This window comes from Filimonas zeae (genome assembly GCF_014641615.1).
In the GTDB taxonomy this organism is placed as follows: Bacteria; Bacteroidota; Bacteroidia; order Chitinophagales; family Chitinophagaceae; genus Filimonas; species Filimonas zeae.
Genome location: NZ_BMIB01000002.1, coordinates 729,086 through 745,552 on the forward strand (window position 1 = coordinate 729,086; position 16,467 = coordinate 745,552).

Here is a 16,467-nt window from a genome sequence, read left to right on the forward strand (position 1 = left end):
TTCTTTTAAACAGCAAAAAGAGGCAGTCCTCAATTATTGCTCAAACAAATGGCTTACATCCCGCCGTAAATACCGCAATAAAAAATAAAGAATCCCCGCGTCTCCTGTAAATAAGCTATTGTTGGAAATGCTGTTACCGTCATCCCCTGACCACCATAAAGAATTGCTTTCATTTAACTTACTGGTATAATACAATGTTTCAGCTATTGTATGAGCTCTTGTTTTCCACACAGCACTATTAAAAACACGCCAGGCTTCCATATAAACATCACCCAGGCCCGCCAAACCATTTAAATATCCAAACCTGTTCATATACATCCTGTCCGGCAAAGCCATTAAACTTTTTTCAGCAACTTCCCGGTAATCAGCATCTCCCGTTGCTTCAGCAGCCACAATGAAAGTAAAAGCTATGCCTGCTACTCCTCCAGCAAAACCGGGTAACAACAAACGTCCCCCGGCCCTATACCAATAAACATGTCCATCTTTGTAAACAGCCTGTTTCTTCAGCCAATCCATCGCTCGTCTGGCAGCCAGCAATACATGTTGCTCTCCGGAAACCCTATATTCCAACCATAATACAAAAGCTATTCCGGCAACACCATTCCAAAAAGCTGCAGCCGAACTTCTACTTCCAATAGTCAGACCATCCCAGCTTCCGTCAGCCAACTGACTGCCAATCAGCTTATTAATATATCCCTCTGTCTTTGTGCTAATTTCCTGTCCATCGCCTTGCCTTGAGCATGCCAGTGTATATAAATATGCTCCTGCCACACCAGACGCAACATCCATTGCATCGGAGAATTTGTCAGCACCGTGTTTATTTTCGGCATATTCAACCGGTACTGAAATCATAGTCGTAAGTTTATGTAGAAGAAAACATTTTTCTACATAAGAATTAGCAAACCCATTAGCCCCAGTCCTGCGTTCCTGCTGCCCACAGGTGGCAATCTCATCTAAACTTTTAATCACCAACTGCTCCAGGCCTTCCAGAAAATTAAAAGAGGCATTAAAAAAAAACACATCAGAAGAAAACTTTCCCGCAGCTACCCGTCTTTCAAAAGCAAAAACCTGAGTAAATAGTTCCTGCAGCGAAACCAAACCTCCATTATCCGGGCTCAAACATCTTATCAAAACATCCACAAGTTCGCTGTCTGCAATAAAATACAATAAACTCCTACGCAAACGAACAGGATGCTGATAATCTAATTTAACCGGAACAAGATCAGTTAAACAATGAACAATCATTAATGCCAGATTATAACTATTCTGTTTCTGTGCAAACAAGTCCTGCCTGTTCCAAAGCATTTCATCCGGCAGTAATTTTAAATGTATTTTCTTATTGTGCAGCCCAAAGAGATCCGGAGAAACAAAAACGGGCTCCAGCATAGCCTCCAGACTCTGGAGAATCATCAGCACTTCCTTAATATACCTTAGCAACAGCTTTTGGTTTTCGTAAGGCAGCAGCCACCAACCCGCATGACCAAAAACAATGTGGATAGCATTAGCCCAATCAGCATCTGCAGTATCCCCTACTACCAGGTATGCTTTTCCATTCTCCAAAAAGGAGTCTACTATCTCCGGCAATTGTATTCTCGGGGCAATTCTTACCCAACGGTCGTAATACTCCGCAATGTTATCCGGTTCTCCAAAAACAATGATACAATTGGAGATATCACCGTTTTCATTTATAAAACTGGCAGTCAGGTAATTATATGTTTCCGCAACACCATTTTCAGTAATCTGATATTTATTACCGAGTAAATTGTTTATTTCAGATAACGGCATAGCTAGATTGTTAAAAAAGAAAGGTATGTAAGTAACCCCTGCTTAAGGGAATACCTACATACCATATTAAGGAACAAGTCTATACCAATAATCAGTAATGTGGAACCGGGAATAAGCCTATGGCATTAGCAGCCTGAGCGGCATCTTCTGCCCCTCTTATAACCAGCGTCAGATTACGGCCGCGTGCATTACGAATGCCTACATTGGCATAAGTGGAATTAGCGTTTTCCGGCAAAGTGTAGCTGGCTAATATTTTATTAGATGCATCCCTCACCTGGAAAGTTACAGCAGAAGCAGGCACAGGACTCCGGAGCGACAGTTTTACAAAGTCCGTAGGGGCTTTGTACCCAATATTGGAAAAAAGGAGATTTTGCACGTTAGATGCCCTTGTGACTGAATATGTCTTTTTCCCTGAAGAAAGGTTAATCAACCTTATACCCATGCTGCTGTCCGTGTAAAAATCAGGGATGGCATCATCAGTTAATAACGTATCCACAGCCCCTGGCTGCCCACATAAAAACAATGAATACAAATGTCCGCTCTTCAAGGCTAGAGCCTGGTTGTAATATGGCTTCAATGAATCTCCCACCGGGTATAAATATACTTTACGGCTTTCCCCTGCAGTTACCCCCCAGGCTCTGTAATTATAGGCACGCGCACTGTCTCTTAACCAACTATTCAGTTTAATCTGTTTTCCCCCTACTACAGCATTAACAACATTCAATGCTGCAACCTGCTCAGGTTCCGGAATGGATTTTTTACAGCTTACCGTAATATAAAACAATATTGCCGCTCCAAAAACTATCGTTAATTTCATAGTCGAAATATATGATGTGATATAGTTAGATGATTAATAACCATCGTTTTGCTGCCCTGCGAGTCCTGCGTTTGCCAATATTTCAGACATCGGCACAGGATACCACTGCTGAAAAGATCGCCAGCTTTCTCCCGACTTCAAAGGGGTAACCGTCTGCATCCGCTGATCAACTAAACCCGTTCTTTTTAAATCAAGCCATCGGCTGCCCCACTCAGAAAATAGTTCAATCTGCTTTTCCTGGATAACAGAGGTAACAGCTTCGCTCATACCAGATGAAGTAATCGCAGAAAGCCCCGCACGTTTGCGAACAACATTTAACATAGAATCAGCTCCACCAGTATTACCTTGCCTTGCACGTGCTTCAGCACAAATCAGATATTGCTCTGCCAATCTGAATACAACAGTATGCTCCGTAACCTCAGTTCCTAACGCAGCACTTTTGTATTTATACGGATGTGAATAGGCAATTCCCTGAACAGTATCCGTCTTCACCCATTTCTCCTTCCTCATATCGCCGGCTTCAAAGCTGTTTAATAAAAGATCGGTCAGAAACACCGGATAATCAGTAAAAGTTGAAGGCCCCGATCCGGATGGCCAGTTGAATAGCCATCCCTCCTGTGTGTTTTTCCCAATTTCAATAGGCTGCAACTGCCAGATAGATTCCCTATTCGTATTCCCGTTCAATGTAAATACATCATCTAAAGGCATCAGTGCATAAAGCCCACCTTCACCAATTACAGACAGTGCTTCCTTTTCAGCCAGGGAGTAGCTTTTCAGATCCATATATACTCTGGCCAATAAAGCAGCCGCAACAAATTTCACAGGTCTTACACGGGCCGTTACAGAAGACGTTGAAATCAGATCGGCCTCCGGATATCTGTTACGCAGCAAACTTTTAGCATCTGTTAAATCGGCAACGATCTGCCTATAAACAGCCTCTTTCCCAGTTCGTGACGCAGTTCCATTTTGGTGATAATCGGAGGTTAACAATAAAGGAACATCTCCATAAAAATTCACGAGATAATAGTAGCAAAAAGCCCTCAGAAACAAAACCTCACCCAGCAGTTGCTCTCTGATTACCTTATCCAGTGTTTTGCTGTCTCTCAAACCTTCTATGGCCCGGTTTGTCGTATATATATACGGATACAGTATTGTCCAAAAATGTCCTCTGCTAGAGGTAACATCAGCTGTTAGCTGGTTTCTGTAATATGCCTGTAACAGAGCATCACTTTGGCCTGCAAGCAAGGCAAACTCATCAGCGCTCAGGCCGGGCAAAAGAGATAAGGAACCTATGCCCGTGCCGGTTGGCGGCGCTTCCACCATTTTGGCATAGATACCTGTAACAAATGCAATTGCTGTTTCTCCGGAAGCAAAAACACTTTCCCCTGTAACAGAGGTTACAGGTACGTCTACCTCCACCAGTTTACTGCACCCATTCAAAGTAAGCAATAATAAAAGAGCTGCACAGAAACGAATATTTTTATACAATTTCATAATTAATGATGTTATGTACTACTAAACAATTAAAATCCAGCCTGTACTCCCAGCACAAACACCCGCATAGGCGGCAATGCAGATGCCCCTGATTCGGGATCAATGCCGGAATACTTTGTCCAGGTAAATAAATTCTGGGTATTTAAGGCAATCCTGCAGCTATTCATTTTCATAACAGATATCCATTTCGCAGGTAACTCCCAGGAAACAGACACATTTTTACACCTGATAAAAGAGCCATCCTCAAATGCAGCATCGGTAAGGGTAATAGGATTACTAATGAAAGCGCTGCTAGCACGCTGTATAAGTGCTATATCTCCCGGCTTTCTCCATCTGTTTAATACCGACACCGGCTGGTTTACAAGGCTTCTTCCGGGAAGGTCATTCATCAAAAATCGCTGTGCATTTTGTTTTGTAAACTGAAATAATACATCTAACCTTATCCCTTTATATGAAAAACTGTTATCTAATCCCCCATACAATCTTGGCTGCATATTAACAAATACAAAATCAGCATTTGCCTGAGCAGTAACAAGGTCACCCTGTGTATTCTTAAACATATAAACCCCTGTCTGCGTATTCACTCCACCATAACGTAATACCCTTCTCGCGCCCAAAGGACCATCAAGCTGATAGTTAAAATTAGTCAGCTTATCTCTGTCCGGAAAGGAAGCCAGCTTGTTTTTAGGCAGGGTTAAATTAAAATTAGTATTCCAGCTGAAAGAACTAGTCCTAAAATTGACTGTGCTAAGCGTTACCTCCAGACTGGTATTCTGTACTATCCCGTTAAAATTAGCAATCACCGAGGGAAACCCGGCAGTAATAGGTAAACGCGCCCTCTGCAAAAGATTGCTGCTGCGGTTTCTGGAGTAGTTCACCCCCAACAAAATCCGCTCACCCCAAAAACCAAGATCTAAACCCATATTCAGCTTCTTGTTTATCTCCCATTGCAACTTGCTATTGAATAGACCATTGGAAACAAGAGAAGGAATTCCCTGGTAAGGCACGCCAACCGGATAAGCGCCGTATAAATCCATATAAGTATAATCACCAAGCTGATCGTTTCCCGTTGTACCATAACTGGCCTTCAATTTTCCAAAAGTTAAAAATTTGGGAAGGTGTATCAAACTTTCATTTGAGAACAACCATGCGCCTGCTACAGATCCAAAATTATGAAAGCGATTATCTATCCCAAAACGGCTGCTACCATCCCGTCTTCCGTTAAAATTAACAATATACTTGTCCAGATAATTGTAATTGAACCTCCCAAAGAAAGCATTATATCTATAATTAGTAGCCAGTTCACCACTGGAGAATATTGAAGTTGCCGCAGAAAGATTTTCCATCATGTTATCACTTATCTGCCCCATCCCTGTTACCGAACGCCCTCTGCTGTTATTCTGCTGAATCGTAACCCCCGCCAATGCATCCAGCTTACCTTTCCCTAAAGAAAGCCTGTAATTAAGCTGCGGCTCTGTTATATAGCTTGTTATGTTATTATAAGTAAAAGTGGCCTGCCTGTAGCTGTTATTTCTCAAAGCTGGTTCTTTAGCAGATAATGGGGAAGAAGCAATTTCGTTTGACTGCATATAAGTATATCCCATACTGGTTTTTAATTCCAGATTGGGTAACACCATATACCCCAGCACCAAACTGCTAACCAAGTTATTTACGTTCACCCTTAATTTATTATTTAATTCGGCGAATGGATGCCCCAGCGGCCAGGTCGTTCTTCCACTGCTATTCAACGCCCAGTTAAGGCTACCATCAGCGTTATATAAGGCGGGCGCCACGGGGCTTAAACTAATGGCATATGCAGTAGGGTCTATAGTGGGTAAGGTGTTATTATCCACCATATAATTACTGCTTAACTGTATTTTAAACCGTTGATTGGCAGAACTGGAACGAAGCGAAAAATGCATCGATGCTTTCTTATCAGAAAAATCACCCGGCAGCACTGTTGTTTGCCGCTGCACTCCGCCTCCAATCAGGTAATTCACACTATTGTTACCGCCAGACACTGTTATCTGGCCATCAAAATAACCTGCACCATTGCCAAAAATCTCCTTTTGCCAATCTGTTGCTCTGGTTGTATCCCAGGTGCCATTTAAATCATAGTCTGTTGACAATATGGCTTCATTACTATTCCTCTTCGCTTCTCTCCTCAAATCCAGATATTCACGGACATTTAACAACTGCAGCTTTTTAGCAACATTTTGCCAACCCGCTTTCAGGTTAAAGTCAACCCGCGTCTGTCCGGTTTTACCTTTTTTTGTAGTAATAAGTATGGCTCCATTAGCCGCCCGCGAACCATATATGGCCGTTGCATCTGCATCCTTAAGTACCTCTATACTTTCAATATCCGCTGGATTAAGATAAGAAAATGGATTCCCGCTGCCTTCATTTGCAAGCGATGGTATATTGGAGCCATCAGCGGCAAGTCTTCCCTGTGGAGTACCCCAAATACCACTACCACCGCTGGTAGCAAGCAACGCAGAGGTATAAGGCACGCCATCTACTACATAAAAGGGGTTATTACCTGCCATCAAACTATTGGTACCTTGAATTCTTACATTCAAAGTAGCGCCAGGCATACCGGTGGACTGCGTTACTACTACCCCCGCTGCTCTACCCTGCAGGGCAAGCAAAGGGTTATTAATCGGCTGTTTTTCAATATCAGCGGCTTTAACAGACGAGCTGTTGCCCGTACTCAGCCTCCTTGTAGTAGAGCCATAGGCAATTATCTCTACGTTATCAAGTTGACTTTTAGATATGCTAAGTTTGATCACTTTGTTGTCGAAATTCAAAACTGCCACCTCCTGAGTAGCAAATCCTACGTAAGAAACAACAAGCACATCTCCAATTGAAACACCCGCCAGTGTAAATTTGCCATTATTGGCGGAAGCAGTTACCATTTTCTTCCCTTTTACGGCTATAGTAGCACCTCCCAGCGGCCCACCGATTTCATCAAATATATAGCCAGACAAGACCTTATCATCTGTTTGTCGTATAAGCCTTTTAAAGGCTTCTGCCTTTATCACCACATTTTTACCTGCTATGACATAAGAAAGAGGTAAGCCAGATAAGCACTGATGCATTATTTCATCGATATCTCCGTCTTTTACCTGAATTGAGATGCCTGAAGGCATCCCTGTTTGCTCTTCATTATAGAGCAAAACATAACCGGTTTTCGCCTTTATCTCGATGGCTGCCTGCTTAAAAGTCACTTTTTTTACAGAGATAGTAAAAAACTGACTGGCAAGAAGTTGCTGAGAACTGGCCAGTACAATTAGTAGGAGCATTTTTTTAAATACAGCAGTTATTTTCATATTCCAATAGTTTTATTATCCTGCCATTTGGGCTTCAGATTAAGAAGGAACAGAAAGGATAAGCATAACAAAAAAGGGTGTACCAATATTTCATCTAACTATTCCACTCTAACATTCAAATAGCCGCTACTTTTAGAATGTTAAAACCTTAGATGCATCGGGGGGAGTTAATATGGAGATGCCGAAAACCAGTAAAAAGAGTAGGCCATTCTTTATTAAACAACTTTAGCTTTTTGGATCAAAAAGCGTTTAGTTATGAACAACTCAAAAATAATTCTATCAGCAGTTGCTGCTATTGCTGCTATTGGCGGCGCTTTTGCATTGAAAGCCAACAAGTTTAGTGGCACCCCTTTACTGATTGACGTAGACCAAGATGGAACTTGTACCACTCAAGTTCTGGGCTTCAAAAGCATCGCATATCAGCAAGGCTATTTATTTAACTATGCAACTGTAACTCAGCAAGAAAGCAAAGACTGCTCCAGAGCTTACTATCAAATTACTCCATAGTATTCCATTAATAAGGCTCTATCCTCTAGGAATAGAGCCTTATTCCTCTCAACCGCTGCCAGCAATATTTTTATCCCTCACCTCTCTAATCAAAAAGACATGGAAAAATCAAAAATTGCACTAACAAGCATTGCGGCACTCGCCATAACAAGTACAGTTATTGCATTAAAATTCAGAAATATTAGTGGCTACCAGTTCCTATATGACCAAAACCAGGATGGTGTTTGTACAAGCAAGGAAACAGGATTCGTAAGCAATACATATCAGCGTGGCTATGTACTAGGTTATGTAACTGCAACATCGGAAGATGAAAAGCAATGCGCAAAAAAATACTACTTAGTTAACCCCTAATTTAATAATAGTATTTACTAAAAAAACCTTCACAATTAAGCATGTGATACGAACATCAAATGAAAAAAGCAAGAGCATATATATTTCTTTTAACAGGAACAACGTGCTTAGGGGCCTTTTTTTCACTTAAAAAAAAGCAGGAAGGCTCTCTTTACCTAAGCAACGACTTCACTCCTGGCTACTGTTACATACCCTGCGGCGTCGGCATAGCCACTACCCATATTTTACTAATCGAAAGATATTATTACAACTATGGCTATGCTACCATTACAGAACAGGAATTCAAATTCTGTCAAAAAAAATACTACCGGTGTGCACCAGAAACACTAAATCAATAGTCAGCTAAAAACTTCTTTCTATTAAATTTTGTATAGATATGTAACACTAACACAACAGGAGAGTAACGCCTGTCAAAAAGCTTATTAACTAATTACGCCCTAATGCTAATTAATGTGACTCTATACAAGAAACATAGCCATTCAACTCATCACACAACACGTCGCATAAACTAACAATACTTTATTATAAAACCCAGTGCACCATAACTTATCAGAACTATTCCACCCCAGCACCATTTAAAAATTTATTTCATTTACAAATATTTCTACACATCTGAGTAGAATATAGGATTACCGAAAACCAGTTAAAAGAGTAAATATCTTTCACTAAACAACCTTAGCTTTTTGTTTTAAAGCATCATATTATGAACAAGTCTAAAATTATCTTGTCTGCTGCTACCACTATCGCAGCCATAGGGGGCGCGTTGGCTTTAAAAACAAGCAAATTCGATGGCACCGCAATTCTCTTGGATGAAAACCGGGATGGAATCTGCACAACAGAAGCCATGGGTTTCAAAAGCACAACATTTCAATCAGGTTATCTTTACAACTATATAACTGCAACGGCTGCTGAAAGCAAACTATGTTCAAGTTCCTATTATCTGGCTCATCCTTAAACTTAAAAATATGGATCTACACTTGTATAAAAAACCATATTCTATATCATCAATAAACAATTTTAGCTTTTTTGAATCAAAAAATCATTATTTATGAACAAAGCAAAAATAGCTCTATCCATCACTGCAGCAATCGCAGCCATTGGCGGCACCTTGGCTTTAAAAACTGGCAAAACCATGGGTACACGCATACTTTTAGATCAGAACAGAGATGGCGTTTGTACATCTGAAGCTATTGGCTTCAAGAGTACGATATATCAACAAGGATATCTTTACAACTATGTAACCATAACTGCTGCCGACTTCAAGTTGTGCAACCGAGCCTATTACCTTTCTCATCCATAAGAAATACTAAACAAAGAATGGCGCTATCTAGATAAACACAGAGCCATTCTTTTATCTAATCACCTCCTTTCTCAATTATCATACATCTCTAGCAACAGTTGTTTTAAATAAAAAGACGGACAAGAATTAGCATATAAATGAATTTGCTATCAAAAACAAATCATTTCAAAAACCGCTTAAACTGCGCATCCTCCCTAGATTCCATCCACTGTGGCAACGCCCCCCCCCTTAAATAATAGTCAAAAAACTGGCTTACACGGGTCGTATAATCTCTGCTTTCTACCCCTTTGCTAACTAAATGATTACTTTTATCATATTGTAGCAGCCATGCTTTCTTTTTACATCTGCGCATAGCCATAAATAAAGCAGTCCCCTGCGTAAAAGGAACATTTAAATCTTTAATATTATGCATTATCAACAAAGGAGTAGTCACTTTATCCGCAACCAGTATAGGAGAATTTTCCAGATAATCGTTCCGTTTCTGCCAAAGACTTCCTGACATTCTGAAGCAAAAATACTCCACAAGATTGTGCAGAGATACATAAAAACCAGGCAGGTAGTCCCCATAAAAGCCCACCAGATCGCTAATACCAGCAGCTGAAAGAGCTGCCGCAAATCTACCTGTACGGGTAATAACAGCGTTGGTTTCATACCCCCCAAAACTGTGGCCTTCAAGGCCTATCTTTTCTTTATCGACATAAGGAAGGGTGGAAAGCAAATCAGCCGCAGCATTAATACACTCATAGGCACTTTCGCCAGGACGCCCCGTTTTGTATTTGATATCCGCCTTTAACACAAGGTATCCCCTGCTTACAAACCATGGAATATTTACATCATGAGTCATCGTTTCCGGCTCCCGAAATACGTTCAGCCCATCAGATTGTTTTTCATAATAATTAATAATTACCGGATATTTTTTAGTGGGATTAAAGCTTGCAGGTTTGAATAGAATTCCCTGTACCTCCTGGTGATCCGGTGTGTGCCAACTTACCAGCTCAGAAGCAGGCCAATCGTATTGGGCTTCAGGAAACAGATCTGACTGTAGTTTAAAATTTACAAAATCTGTAGTGGTAAAATAATTAGGAGACTGACTAGCTGTCATTCTCTGCACAAGATACACAGAAGCACCTGTAGCTTTAACAGGATCAAAACCAACATATAAGCCCCCGATATCCATCCCGGGTGCTACAAAGTAAAAATAAGGTTGTAATAATAAACGAGTGGTATCCAGCAGTTTCCCTGGTGCCAAAAAAGCAAACCCCATAGACTTGGATTTCTTACTAAATGCACTCAACAATATGGCAGATTTACCTATTCGTTTACCAGAACCATTATTCACCATGTTAAATATATACTGATTGCGTCTGCCTATTCCAGAGGTTACATTCAGAGGTTTTTGCCTGCCGGAAGCATCCAGAAGCCATATATCACTAACATCACTGATATATACCAATTCTTCGCTGCCTTCCAGCCAACCCGAATAGTCGGGCACATAAATTCCGCCGCTATCATGATCAGGTAACAAAGCCCACTGGTTGTTCACCGATGCTGTAATTTGTCTGGTAACCTGATCATAAAGATCATAACTACAATGTTGCTTGAATATACGATCATAATACACCAGATATCTTCCGGAAGGCGATATACTCATAAAATCACCACGTATATTTTGTCTCAGATTATCGAGTTTCCACCTGTCACCCGTATTTCCGGAAACAAGCTCGTTCCACCGCCCCGTAATTTGTCCTCCTTCAATGGATACACACCTGATAAACCAGTCATAATTATTCCTGTCTGGCCTAATAACAACAGTATCGCCCTCAGACAGGCGGATGAATTTCTTCTGCTGTAATAAAAACATAGCGGCATACTCCTTCCTTTCAGGCATTTCCGGTAAATCTCTACAAAATCTGAAGACCGGATCAGATACGTCTTCCGTACCCCAGATACAAACACCTGCTGCTTGTTTATCTCCTGAGGAAAAACGCGCCATAGGCTTTTGTAAACCCAGATATAATACACTGTCATTTCCACTAAACCTATCTATATTTACCAACACAGCACTATCTTTAAAAACAGGAATATCAGAACTTAGCAGGGCTGAAGCGTTTGTTTTGGCATCATATAACCAGAGTTGTGGCGAACTTCCTTCTGCTTTTATCAAATAAGCCAGCTTATTACCCTTGCTATTTACAACCCTGTTACTGATCTTTTTTCCGGAATTAATCACCTGTACCTGATTCGACTCTGTGTTTAACCATCCCAGCTTGTCATCTTTTATAAAATCCAGAAAAACGGAATTCTCCCCTTTATTCCCAAAGAAATCTCTCACTCCTTCAATACGGTGCGACTTTCCTGTTTGGGGATGAAGTAGTACTAATGATGGATTCCGGGCAGAATCGTAAGTTATATACACCAACCTTTCTCTATCTCCTATCCCAACCAGTTCCCACTTTTGTACAGCAGAAAGATAATACACTTTATCCAGGCCCAATTGCTGAAGCGCCAGACTGTCTTTGCCACACTTGAACACCACAAAACGGCTGTCACCTGTAAAAGTTGCACCTGCCGCCGGGCAGTTTACAAATTCCCTGTTCCACGCACCCTCAACTGCTTTTATCCTTAACGCCCTAGCTTTTCCATTTTTGTTAATGCCATATACCATATACTTTCCATTGCCACTTATAGCAGCAGTACGGGAAACAGATGTCCAATTATCGATGGCGTCAAAATCAACTATTTTTTTTTGAGCGTTGGAATAACCCAAATTTAGCAACGCCAATAAAATGCAGCCGTATCTGATCATCGGATGTTAGTATTTTTTGTAAGAAGGTTCTACATTAAAAAATGAAACCACAAAGGCGATATTTTTTAAAGCGGGTCAAACAAAGCACTTACAGAGTCAGGATAAAGAACCCGCAACAGAAAAAAAAGCCCGCCTGCATTATCGGACACTCCCCCGGCCACCGGCGCATCTCCCGTCTGTAAAACCCAATAGGCTTCGCTCTCCGTATCATTAAACAAAAGCCATGCAGTACGGCCAACCAGACTTTCCACGCGCTTTTTATCATTTTCTCTTTTCAAAACTTTTACAGCTTCAACCATCACATCTCCCAGGCCCCATACGCCCTGTAAGTAACCATACGAATTTGAACCAATAGTTAATGGTATTCTGTCAAGTAGAGATTCCGCCATTCGTCTGTATTCCGGATCACCCGTAATCTGAAAAGCCCGCAAGTATGTTTTTATCCACCCGGTACAACCTTCCAGCCACAGGTCTTTTTCAATTCCCTGCCGATGTAACTTTTGCAGCCGTTCCATGCCTGATATAGCACATTTACGTACCTCAGCATGCTCAAACCAATGCAGGTAGGTCCAAAAAAAGTAAAGTACACCTGCCAGTCCATTTGAAAAGCCTGCTCCAATACCCTTTCCCTTCCAGTGGCTCGCTTCCTGCAATAAATATTTTATGTCGCTCTCCAGTAATTCCTGTGCTTTATCCGGATCAAGATGCGACAAACAACATAAAACAGCCAATCCATGGCCGGAAACACCGACCGCCACATCAACTCCTGTAACATCCTGCTGAAGACAATGCAAGATATCCCGCCTGGCAGTTGCATCATCCAATATAAAACCCGCTTTAATACCTGCCGATAAAGCAACCCCCAGTCCTGCCAGTCCCTCATACAATCCATGCCCGGTATTACCGGCATATAAAAACTTAGTTTTCAGCACCTCCAGATTAGTCTGATAGCGGGTGCGTTCACCAGCCGCTAACCCCGCCTTTTCAGCCACAGCCAATACCCATAATACCCCTGAAATACCATCTATAAAAGCAGGATATACAGTCCTTACCCGCTGCACTAAAAGCTCCTGCCTAAGGCGATTTTGACGAGGCAAAGACCACCATATGCCTTCCTCGCTGGCCATTAAAGGACTATTGATTGCATTCAGACATCTCTGTACACAGTTCCTTAATTGCAATCCGTTCACTTCTACAGAATTGGCTTCCCAAATATTTCCAGCCAACAACAGATTGCTGTATCCAATTATCCCACCTTCGATTTCAGAAAGCCTAGGCCTCTTTTCTGCTAAAGGCTGCAAACAGGCAATTACCAAATCAGCCAATGCTGAAGACCCTGTAAAATAATGCAGACGCTGTTGCATTTCGATGAGATTTTCATTTACTCTGGCCGGCTGATAGCTGCAAAAAGTAAATACCATCAGTGCTCCCAATGCATAAATATCATCTTCCTCCACCGGTATAAGAGCAGCCTCCTGAGAAGGCGACATATATCCCTGACTACCTAATATAAATGCAGGAGATGGCTGTCCGGTACGTTTGTTCCAGGCCAGCTCCAGATCTATCATAAATACCTGATCATTTACTATCAAAAAATTTTCCGGAGCAATATCCCGGTGTAAATATCCCCTCGCATGCATCTCCCCAACCAACCGTACAATCTGCAGCAGCACCCCCAATATTTGCTGCCGGCTTCTATCCGGCACTCCTGCCCATGTATTAAATAACATAGCACCATGCACCATTTGTGTAAACGGATATCCATTTATCAATTCCGTTACCAGATAGCAATCCCTATCCTCTTCAAACAAATCCAATGCCTTTGGCAAACCTTTCATATCCTCTAATTCCTGATGCAATTGATATTGCCATTTCAGGCGGTCCCGCACATCTCTGCCAACAGGATCCATAAAAGTGTTAATCCGCCCCTGCTTAATAAAACATTTGCCTACCCGAAAAAAACCTTTATAATATATTGCTTTCATCGCATCTCCCTTAGGGTTATGCTTGATCAACTCCGTAATCCGATAGGTATTGTTCAGTGTTTTTTTACCGGAACTATTGGATGAAGGCCTCCTGACACCAAACGGCCAGGATACATTTTTGGGAACCGAAAAAGCTTCAGCAGACTCCTGCATTACCCGAAAGGGGCCGTATCGTACATATACGCATCCTCCCAACCAGCAAGTGCCAGGTATCTGTGGTGAACGAAACTCCTCAGTAAGCGATATTAGCTTTTCCGCCAATGCTGCTATTTCCTGCTGACGGACTGAATAAAGCACTATAATACGGGCAGCCTGCGCATACCCCGCCCCCGCCCTTATAAGCACTTCCGCCGCCTCTTTTTCCACAGGCAAAATAAAAGTCACACGTTCATCCGCAATAAAGGGTAGCATTTTGTTCATAAAACTATCCAGCTGTAATGCAATCACACTCAACTCCAGCATCCAACCAGTAATAGCCGGCAACTCTCCTACCTGAATATATATTCCCTTGTCTGCAAAAGGCATATGCTTCTGAACCAGCCATTCACGGTAAGCGGCTGGCATTTCTATATCCTGTACAGTTATCATATGTTAATATTAAGCAGGTTGCAAATGAGTTACAGCAGTACGATTGGCTGCTTCATCTTTGCTCATGCGGTAGAGCAGATTCATTAACACACATCCAAAAAAAGCTGAAAGCACCATAGCCATCAATTGGTAACGGAATACGATAGGGGCCAAGGCTACACTGAATAGAAAATTACCCAGCCAAACTATAGTTGCCAGCAGAAGACACCTGTTAAGCACTGCGGAACCAGCAGGCGCCTTAAATCCGCTTAAAAGTAGAAAACCAAGTAACCCACCTAAAAACAGTATATTAAACAAGGTATTCAGTGCAGCAACATATCCGGTTACCTTCAGGTGCTTGGAAAAGTTTTTCACATAACCATTCGAATATCCAAACCAAATACGGGCGACCCGCTGGACACTATCTCTGCCCTGATTGTATACATCTAAAAACTCACCGGGTGGCGTAAAATAATTTCCTACATTGGGAAGCATAAAATATCTGGCATAAGCTGTCGGATGCTTCTTTATCAACCAGCTGGCATAAGCCTGATTAAAGGGGGCCATCGTAGCCCAGCGCTTTAGTTCCGATGCAGTGCTATCCCCCTGATACTTCCTGTCCATATTAATACGTTGTGGCCCTCTCCAGATATAATAGATTCCCATCATAGAATCAGGCCTGTGCTTTACGGTATCCAGCGAATCCAGATGGTGATTTACCAGCGCGTGCATACGTGCAAATTGCTTTGGAGGTGTTGCGGTATCCCTTGGCAACCGGCTATACATAAATAATGCGTTGCCCCCCAGCATCCAGCCGCCAAACGGAGAAAACTGTGCAGTACCGGTCAGCTTTTTGTACTCCCATAAATTCTGCACCACAAACAGTCCCAGCACCAGCACTATCAGCCCTACCCCCTTCAGGCGAATGCCCCGGTTCAGCCTGGAACACAAAAGCACTCCCACTGTTATTACCGGGTAATAAATTGCATTATAACGTACAATAAAGAGTAAAAACAAAACTGCGACCAGCGCCCATACCATCCATCGCTCCGGCTTCATCAGCAACTGCAACATCAGGCAAAACCATAAGATGCTACCACCAATAAACAGCGCATCAGACGCCACATAATTACTAATCAACAACGCGGTGGGGTTAAGTGTAAACAAAAAAGCCAGAAAATATAACCACCCCTTTTTCAACTCAAGCAGATGAGCTGTACCAAATAAAAAATATAAAATACAACCTTGAAGAAAAAAGTATTGTATAAAAACCAGCACCACATCGTTACGTGAAAAAACACTTAATAACTTTAAAAAACGGGAATATCCCGTAGGCCATGTACTAATCACCTCATTATTACGGGCAGACTCCAGATATCCATATGAATCAGGCATAAAATTCGGATGTGGGTATAGCAGTTTAAATGCTATAAACTGCAATACCAGCAATGTCAGTATAATAATCATTGCAACCCGATGCTGCCGGTAATAAAATAAAGGTTTGGCAAAAGCAAACTGTTGCATAT

At 41.8% G+C, this 16,467-nt stretch carries 11 protein-coding genes; 4 read left to right on the forward strand and 7 right to left on the reverse strand.

Translation table 11 applies throughout. From position 1 onward, the window contains the following. Nucleotides 1–33 precede the first annotated feature (33 nt). From IEY13_RS09765 to IEY13_RS09780, 4 genes are all read right to left on the reverse strand, one after another. Complete coding sequence (locus IEY13_RS09765; protein ID WP_188951791.1) at nt 34–1,785, reverse strand: lanthionine synthetase LanC family protein; 1,752 nt, start codon at nt 1,783–1,785, stop codon at nt 34–36. Between the two features lie 91 nt (nt 1,786–1,876). Continuing rightward, nucleotides 1,877–2,602 carry a hypothetical protein gene (locus tag IEY13_RS09770; protein WP_188951792.1) on the reverse strand — a complete coding sequence of 242 codons (726 nt, stop codon included), beginning with the start codon at nt 2,600–2,602 and terminating at the stop codon, nt 1,877–1,879. Between the two features lie 33 nt (nt 2,603–2,635). Next, the gene (locus IEY13_RS09775; protein WP_188951793.1) at nt 2,636–4,096 is read right to left on the reverse strand and encodes a RagB/SusD family nutrient uptake outer membrane protein; all 1,461 of its coding nucleotides are present in this window, start codon (nt 4,094–4,096) and stop codon (nt 2,636–2,638) included. Nucleotides 4,097–4,125: 29 nt separating this feature from the next. Next, nucleotides 4,126–7,425 (reverse strand): SusC/RagA family TonB-linked outer membrane protein, encoded by a 3,300-nt coding sequence (locus IEY13_RS09780; RefSeq protein WP_188951794.1) that lies wholly within the window; start codon nt 7,423–7,425, stop codon nt 4,126–4,128. A 255-nt stretch (nt 7,426–7,680) separates the two neighbouring features. On the opposite strand from IEY13_RS09780, the gene IEY13_RS09785 reads away from it, so the two are divergent. The 4 genes from IEY13_RS09785 to IEY13_RS09800 all read left to right on the forward strand — a co-directional run bounded on the left by IEY13_RS09785 (nt 7,681) and on the right by IEY13_RS09800 (nt 9,583). Beyond that, nucleotides 7,681–7,932, forward strand: a complete 252-nt coding sequence (locus tag IEY13_RS09785) for a DUF6520 family protein (RefSeq protein WP_188951795.1) — start codon at nt 7,681–7,683, stop codon at nt 7,930–7,932. A 99-nt stretch (nt 7,933–8,031) separates the two neighbouring features. Beyond that, entirely contained in the window at nt 8,032–8,283 is a 252-nt protein-coding gene (locus IEY13_RS09790) for a hypothetical protein (RefSeq protein WP_188951796.1), read from the forward strand. Between the two features lie 703 nt (nt 8,284–8,986). After that, the gene (locus IEY13_RS09795) at nt 8,987–9,238 is read left to right on the forward strand and encodes a hypothetical protein (RefSeq protein ID WP_188951797.1); all 252 of its coding nucleotides are present in this window, start codon (nt 8,987–8,989) and stop codon (nt 9,236–9,238) included. A gap of 93 nt (nt 9,239–9,331) precedes the next feature. Further along, nucleotides 9,332–9,583, forward strand: coding sequence for a hypothetical protein (locus IEY13_RS09800; RefSeq protein ID WP_188951798.1), 252 nt, complete (start codon nt 9,332–9,334; stop codon nt 9,581–9,583). Between the two features lie 160 nt (nt 9,584–9,743). Here IEY13_RS09800 and IEY13_RS09805 read toward each other — a convergent pair whose 3' ends face one another. The 3 genes from IEY13_RS09805 to IEY13_RS09815 form a co-directional block, all read right to left on the reverse strand. After that, nucleotides 9,744–12,389, reverse strand: a complete 2,646-nt coding sequence (locus tag IEY13_RS09805; RefSeq protein ID WP_188951799.1) for an alpha/beta hydrolase family protein — start codon at nt 12,387–12,389, stop codon at nt 9,744–9,746. 65 nt (nt 12,390–12,454) lie between these two features. Beyond that, nucleotides 12,455–14,962, reverse strand: coding sequence for a protein kinase domain-containing protein (locus tag IEY13_RS09810; protein ID WP_188951800.1), 2,508 nt, complete (start codon nt 14,960–14,962; stop codon nt 12,455–12,457). 9 nt (nt 14,963–14,971) lie between these two features. Beyond that, nucleotides 14,972–16,465 carry a hypothetical protein gene (locus IEY13_RS09815; RefSeq protein ID WP_188951801.1) on the reverse strand — a complete coding sequence of 498 codons (1,494 nt, stop codon included), beginning with the start codon at nt 16,463–16,465 and terminating at the stop codon, nt 14,972–14,974. Nucleotides 16,466–16,467 lie beyond the last annotated feature (2 nt).

Excerpts from the sequence above, each read along its gene's own strand:
- IEY13_RS09765 (WP_188951791.1), bottom strand. The coding sequence starts at position 1,785 with ATGCCGTTATCTGAAATAAACAATTTACTCGGTAATAAATATCAGATT.
- IEY13_RS09770 (WP_188951792.1), bottom strand. The coding sequence starts at position 2,602 with ATGAAATTAACGATAGTTTTTGGAGCGGCAATATTGTTTTATATTACG.
- IEY13_RS09775 (WP_188951793.1), bottom strand. The coding sequence starts at position 4,096 with ATGAAATTGTATAAAAATATTCGTTTCTGTGCAGCTCTTTTATTATTG.
- IEY13_RS09780 (WP_188951794.1), bottom strand. The coding sequence starts at position 7,425 with ATGAAAATAACTGCTGTATTTAAAAAAATGCTCCTACTAATTGTACTG.
- IEY13_RS09785 (WP_188951795.1), top strand. The coding sequence starts at position 7,681 with ATGAACAACTCAAAAATAATTCTATCAGCAGTTGCTGCTATTGCTGCT.
- IEY13_RS09790 (WP_188951796.1), top strand. The coding sequence starts at position 8,032 with ATGGAAAAATCAAAAATTGCACTAACAAGCATTGCGGCACTCGCCATA.
- IEY13_RS09795 (WP_188951797.1), top strand. The coding sequence starts at position 8,987 with ATGAACAAGTCTAAAATTATCTTGTCTGCTGCTACCACTATCGCAGCC.
- IEY13_RS09800 (WP_188951798.1), top strand. The coding sequence starts at position 9,332 with ATGAACAAAGCAAAAATAGCTCTATCCATCACTGCAGCAATCGCAGCC.
- IEY13_RS09805 (WP_188951799.1), bottom strand. The coding sequence starts at position 12,389 with ATGATCAGATACGGCTGCATTTTATTGGCGTTGCTAAATTTGGGTTAT.
- IEY13_RS09810 (WP_188951800.1), bottom strand. The coding sequence starts at position 14,962 with ATGATAACTGTACAGGATATAGAAATGCCAGCCGCTTACCGTGAATGG.
- IEY13_RS09815 (WP_188951801.1), bottom strand. The coding sequence starts at position 16,465 with ATGCAACAGTTTGCTTTTGCCAAACCTTTATTTTATTACCGGCAGCAT.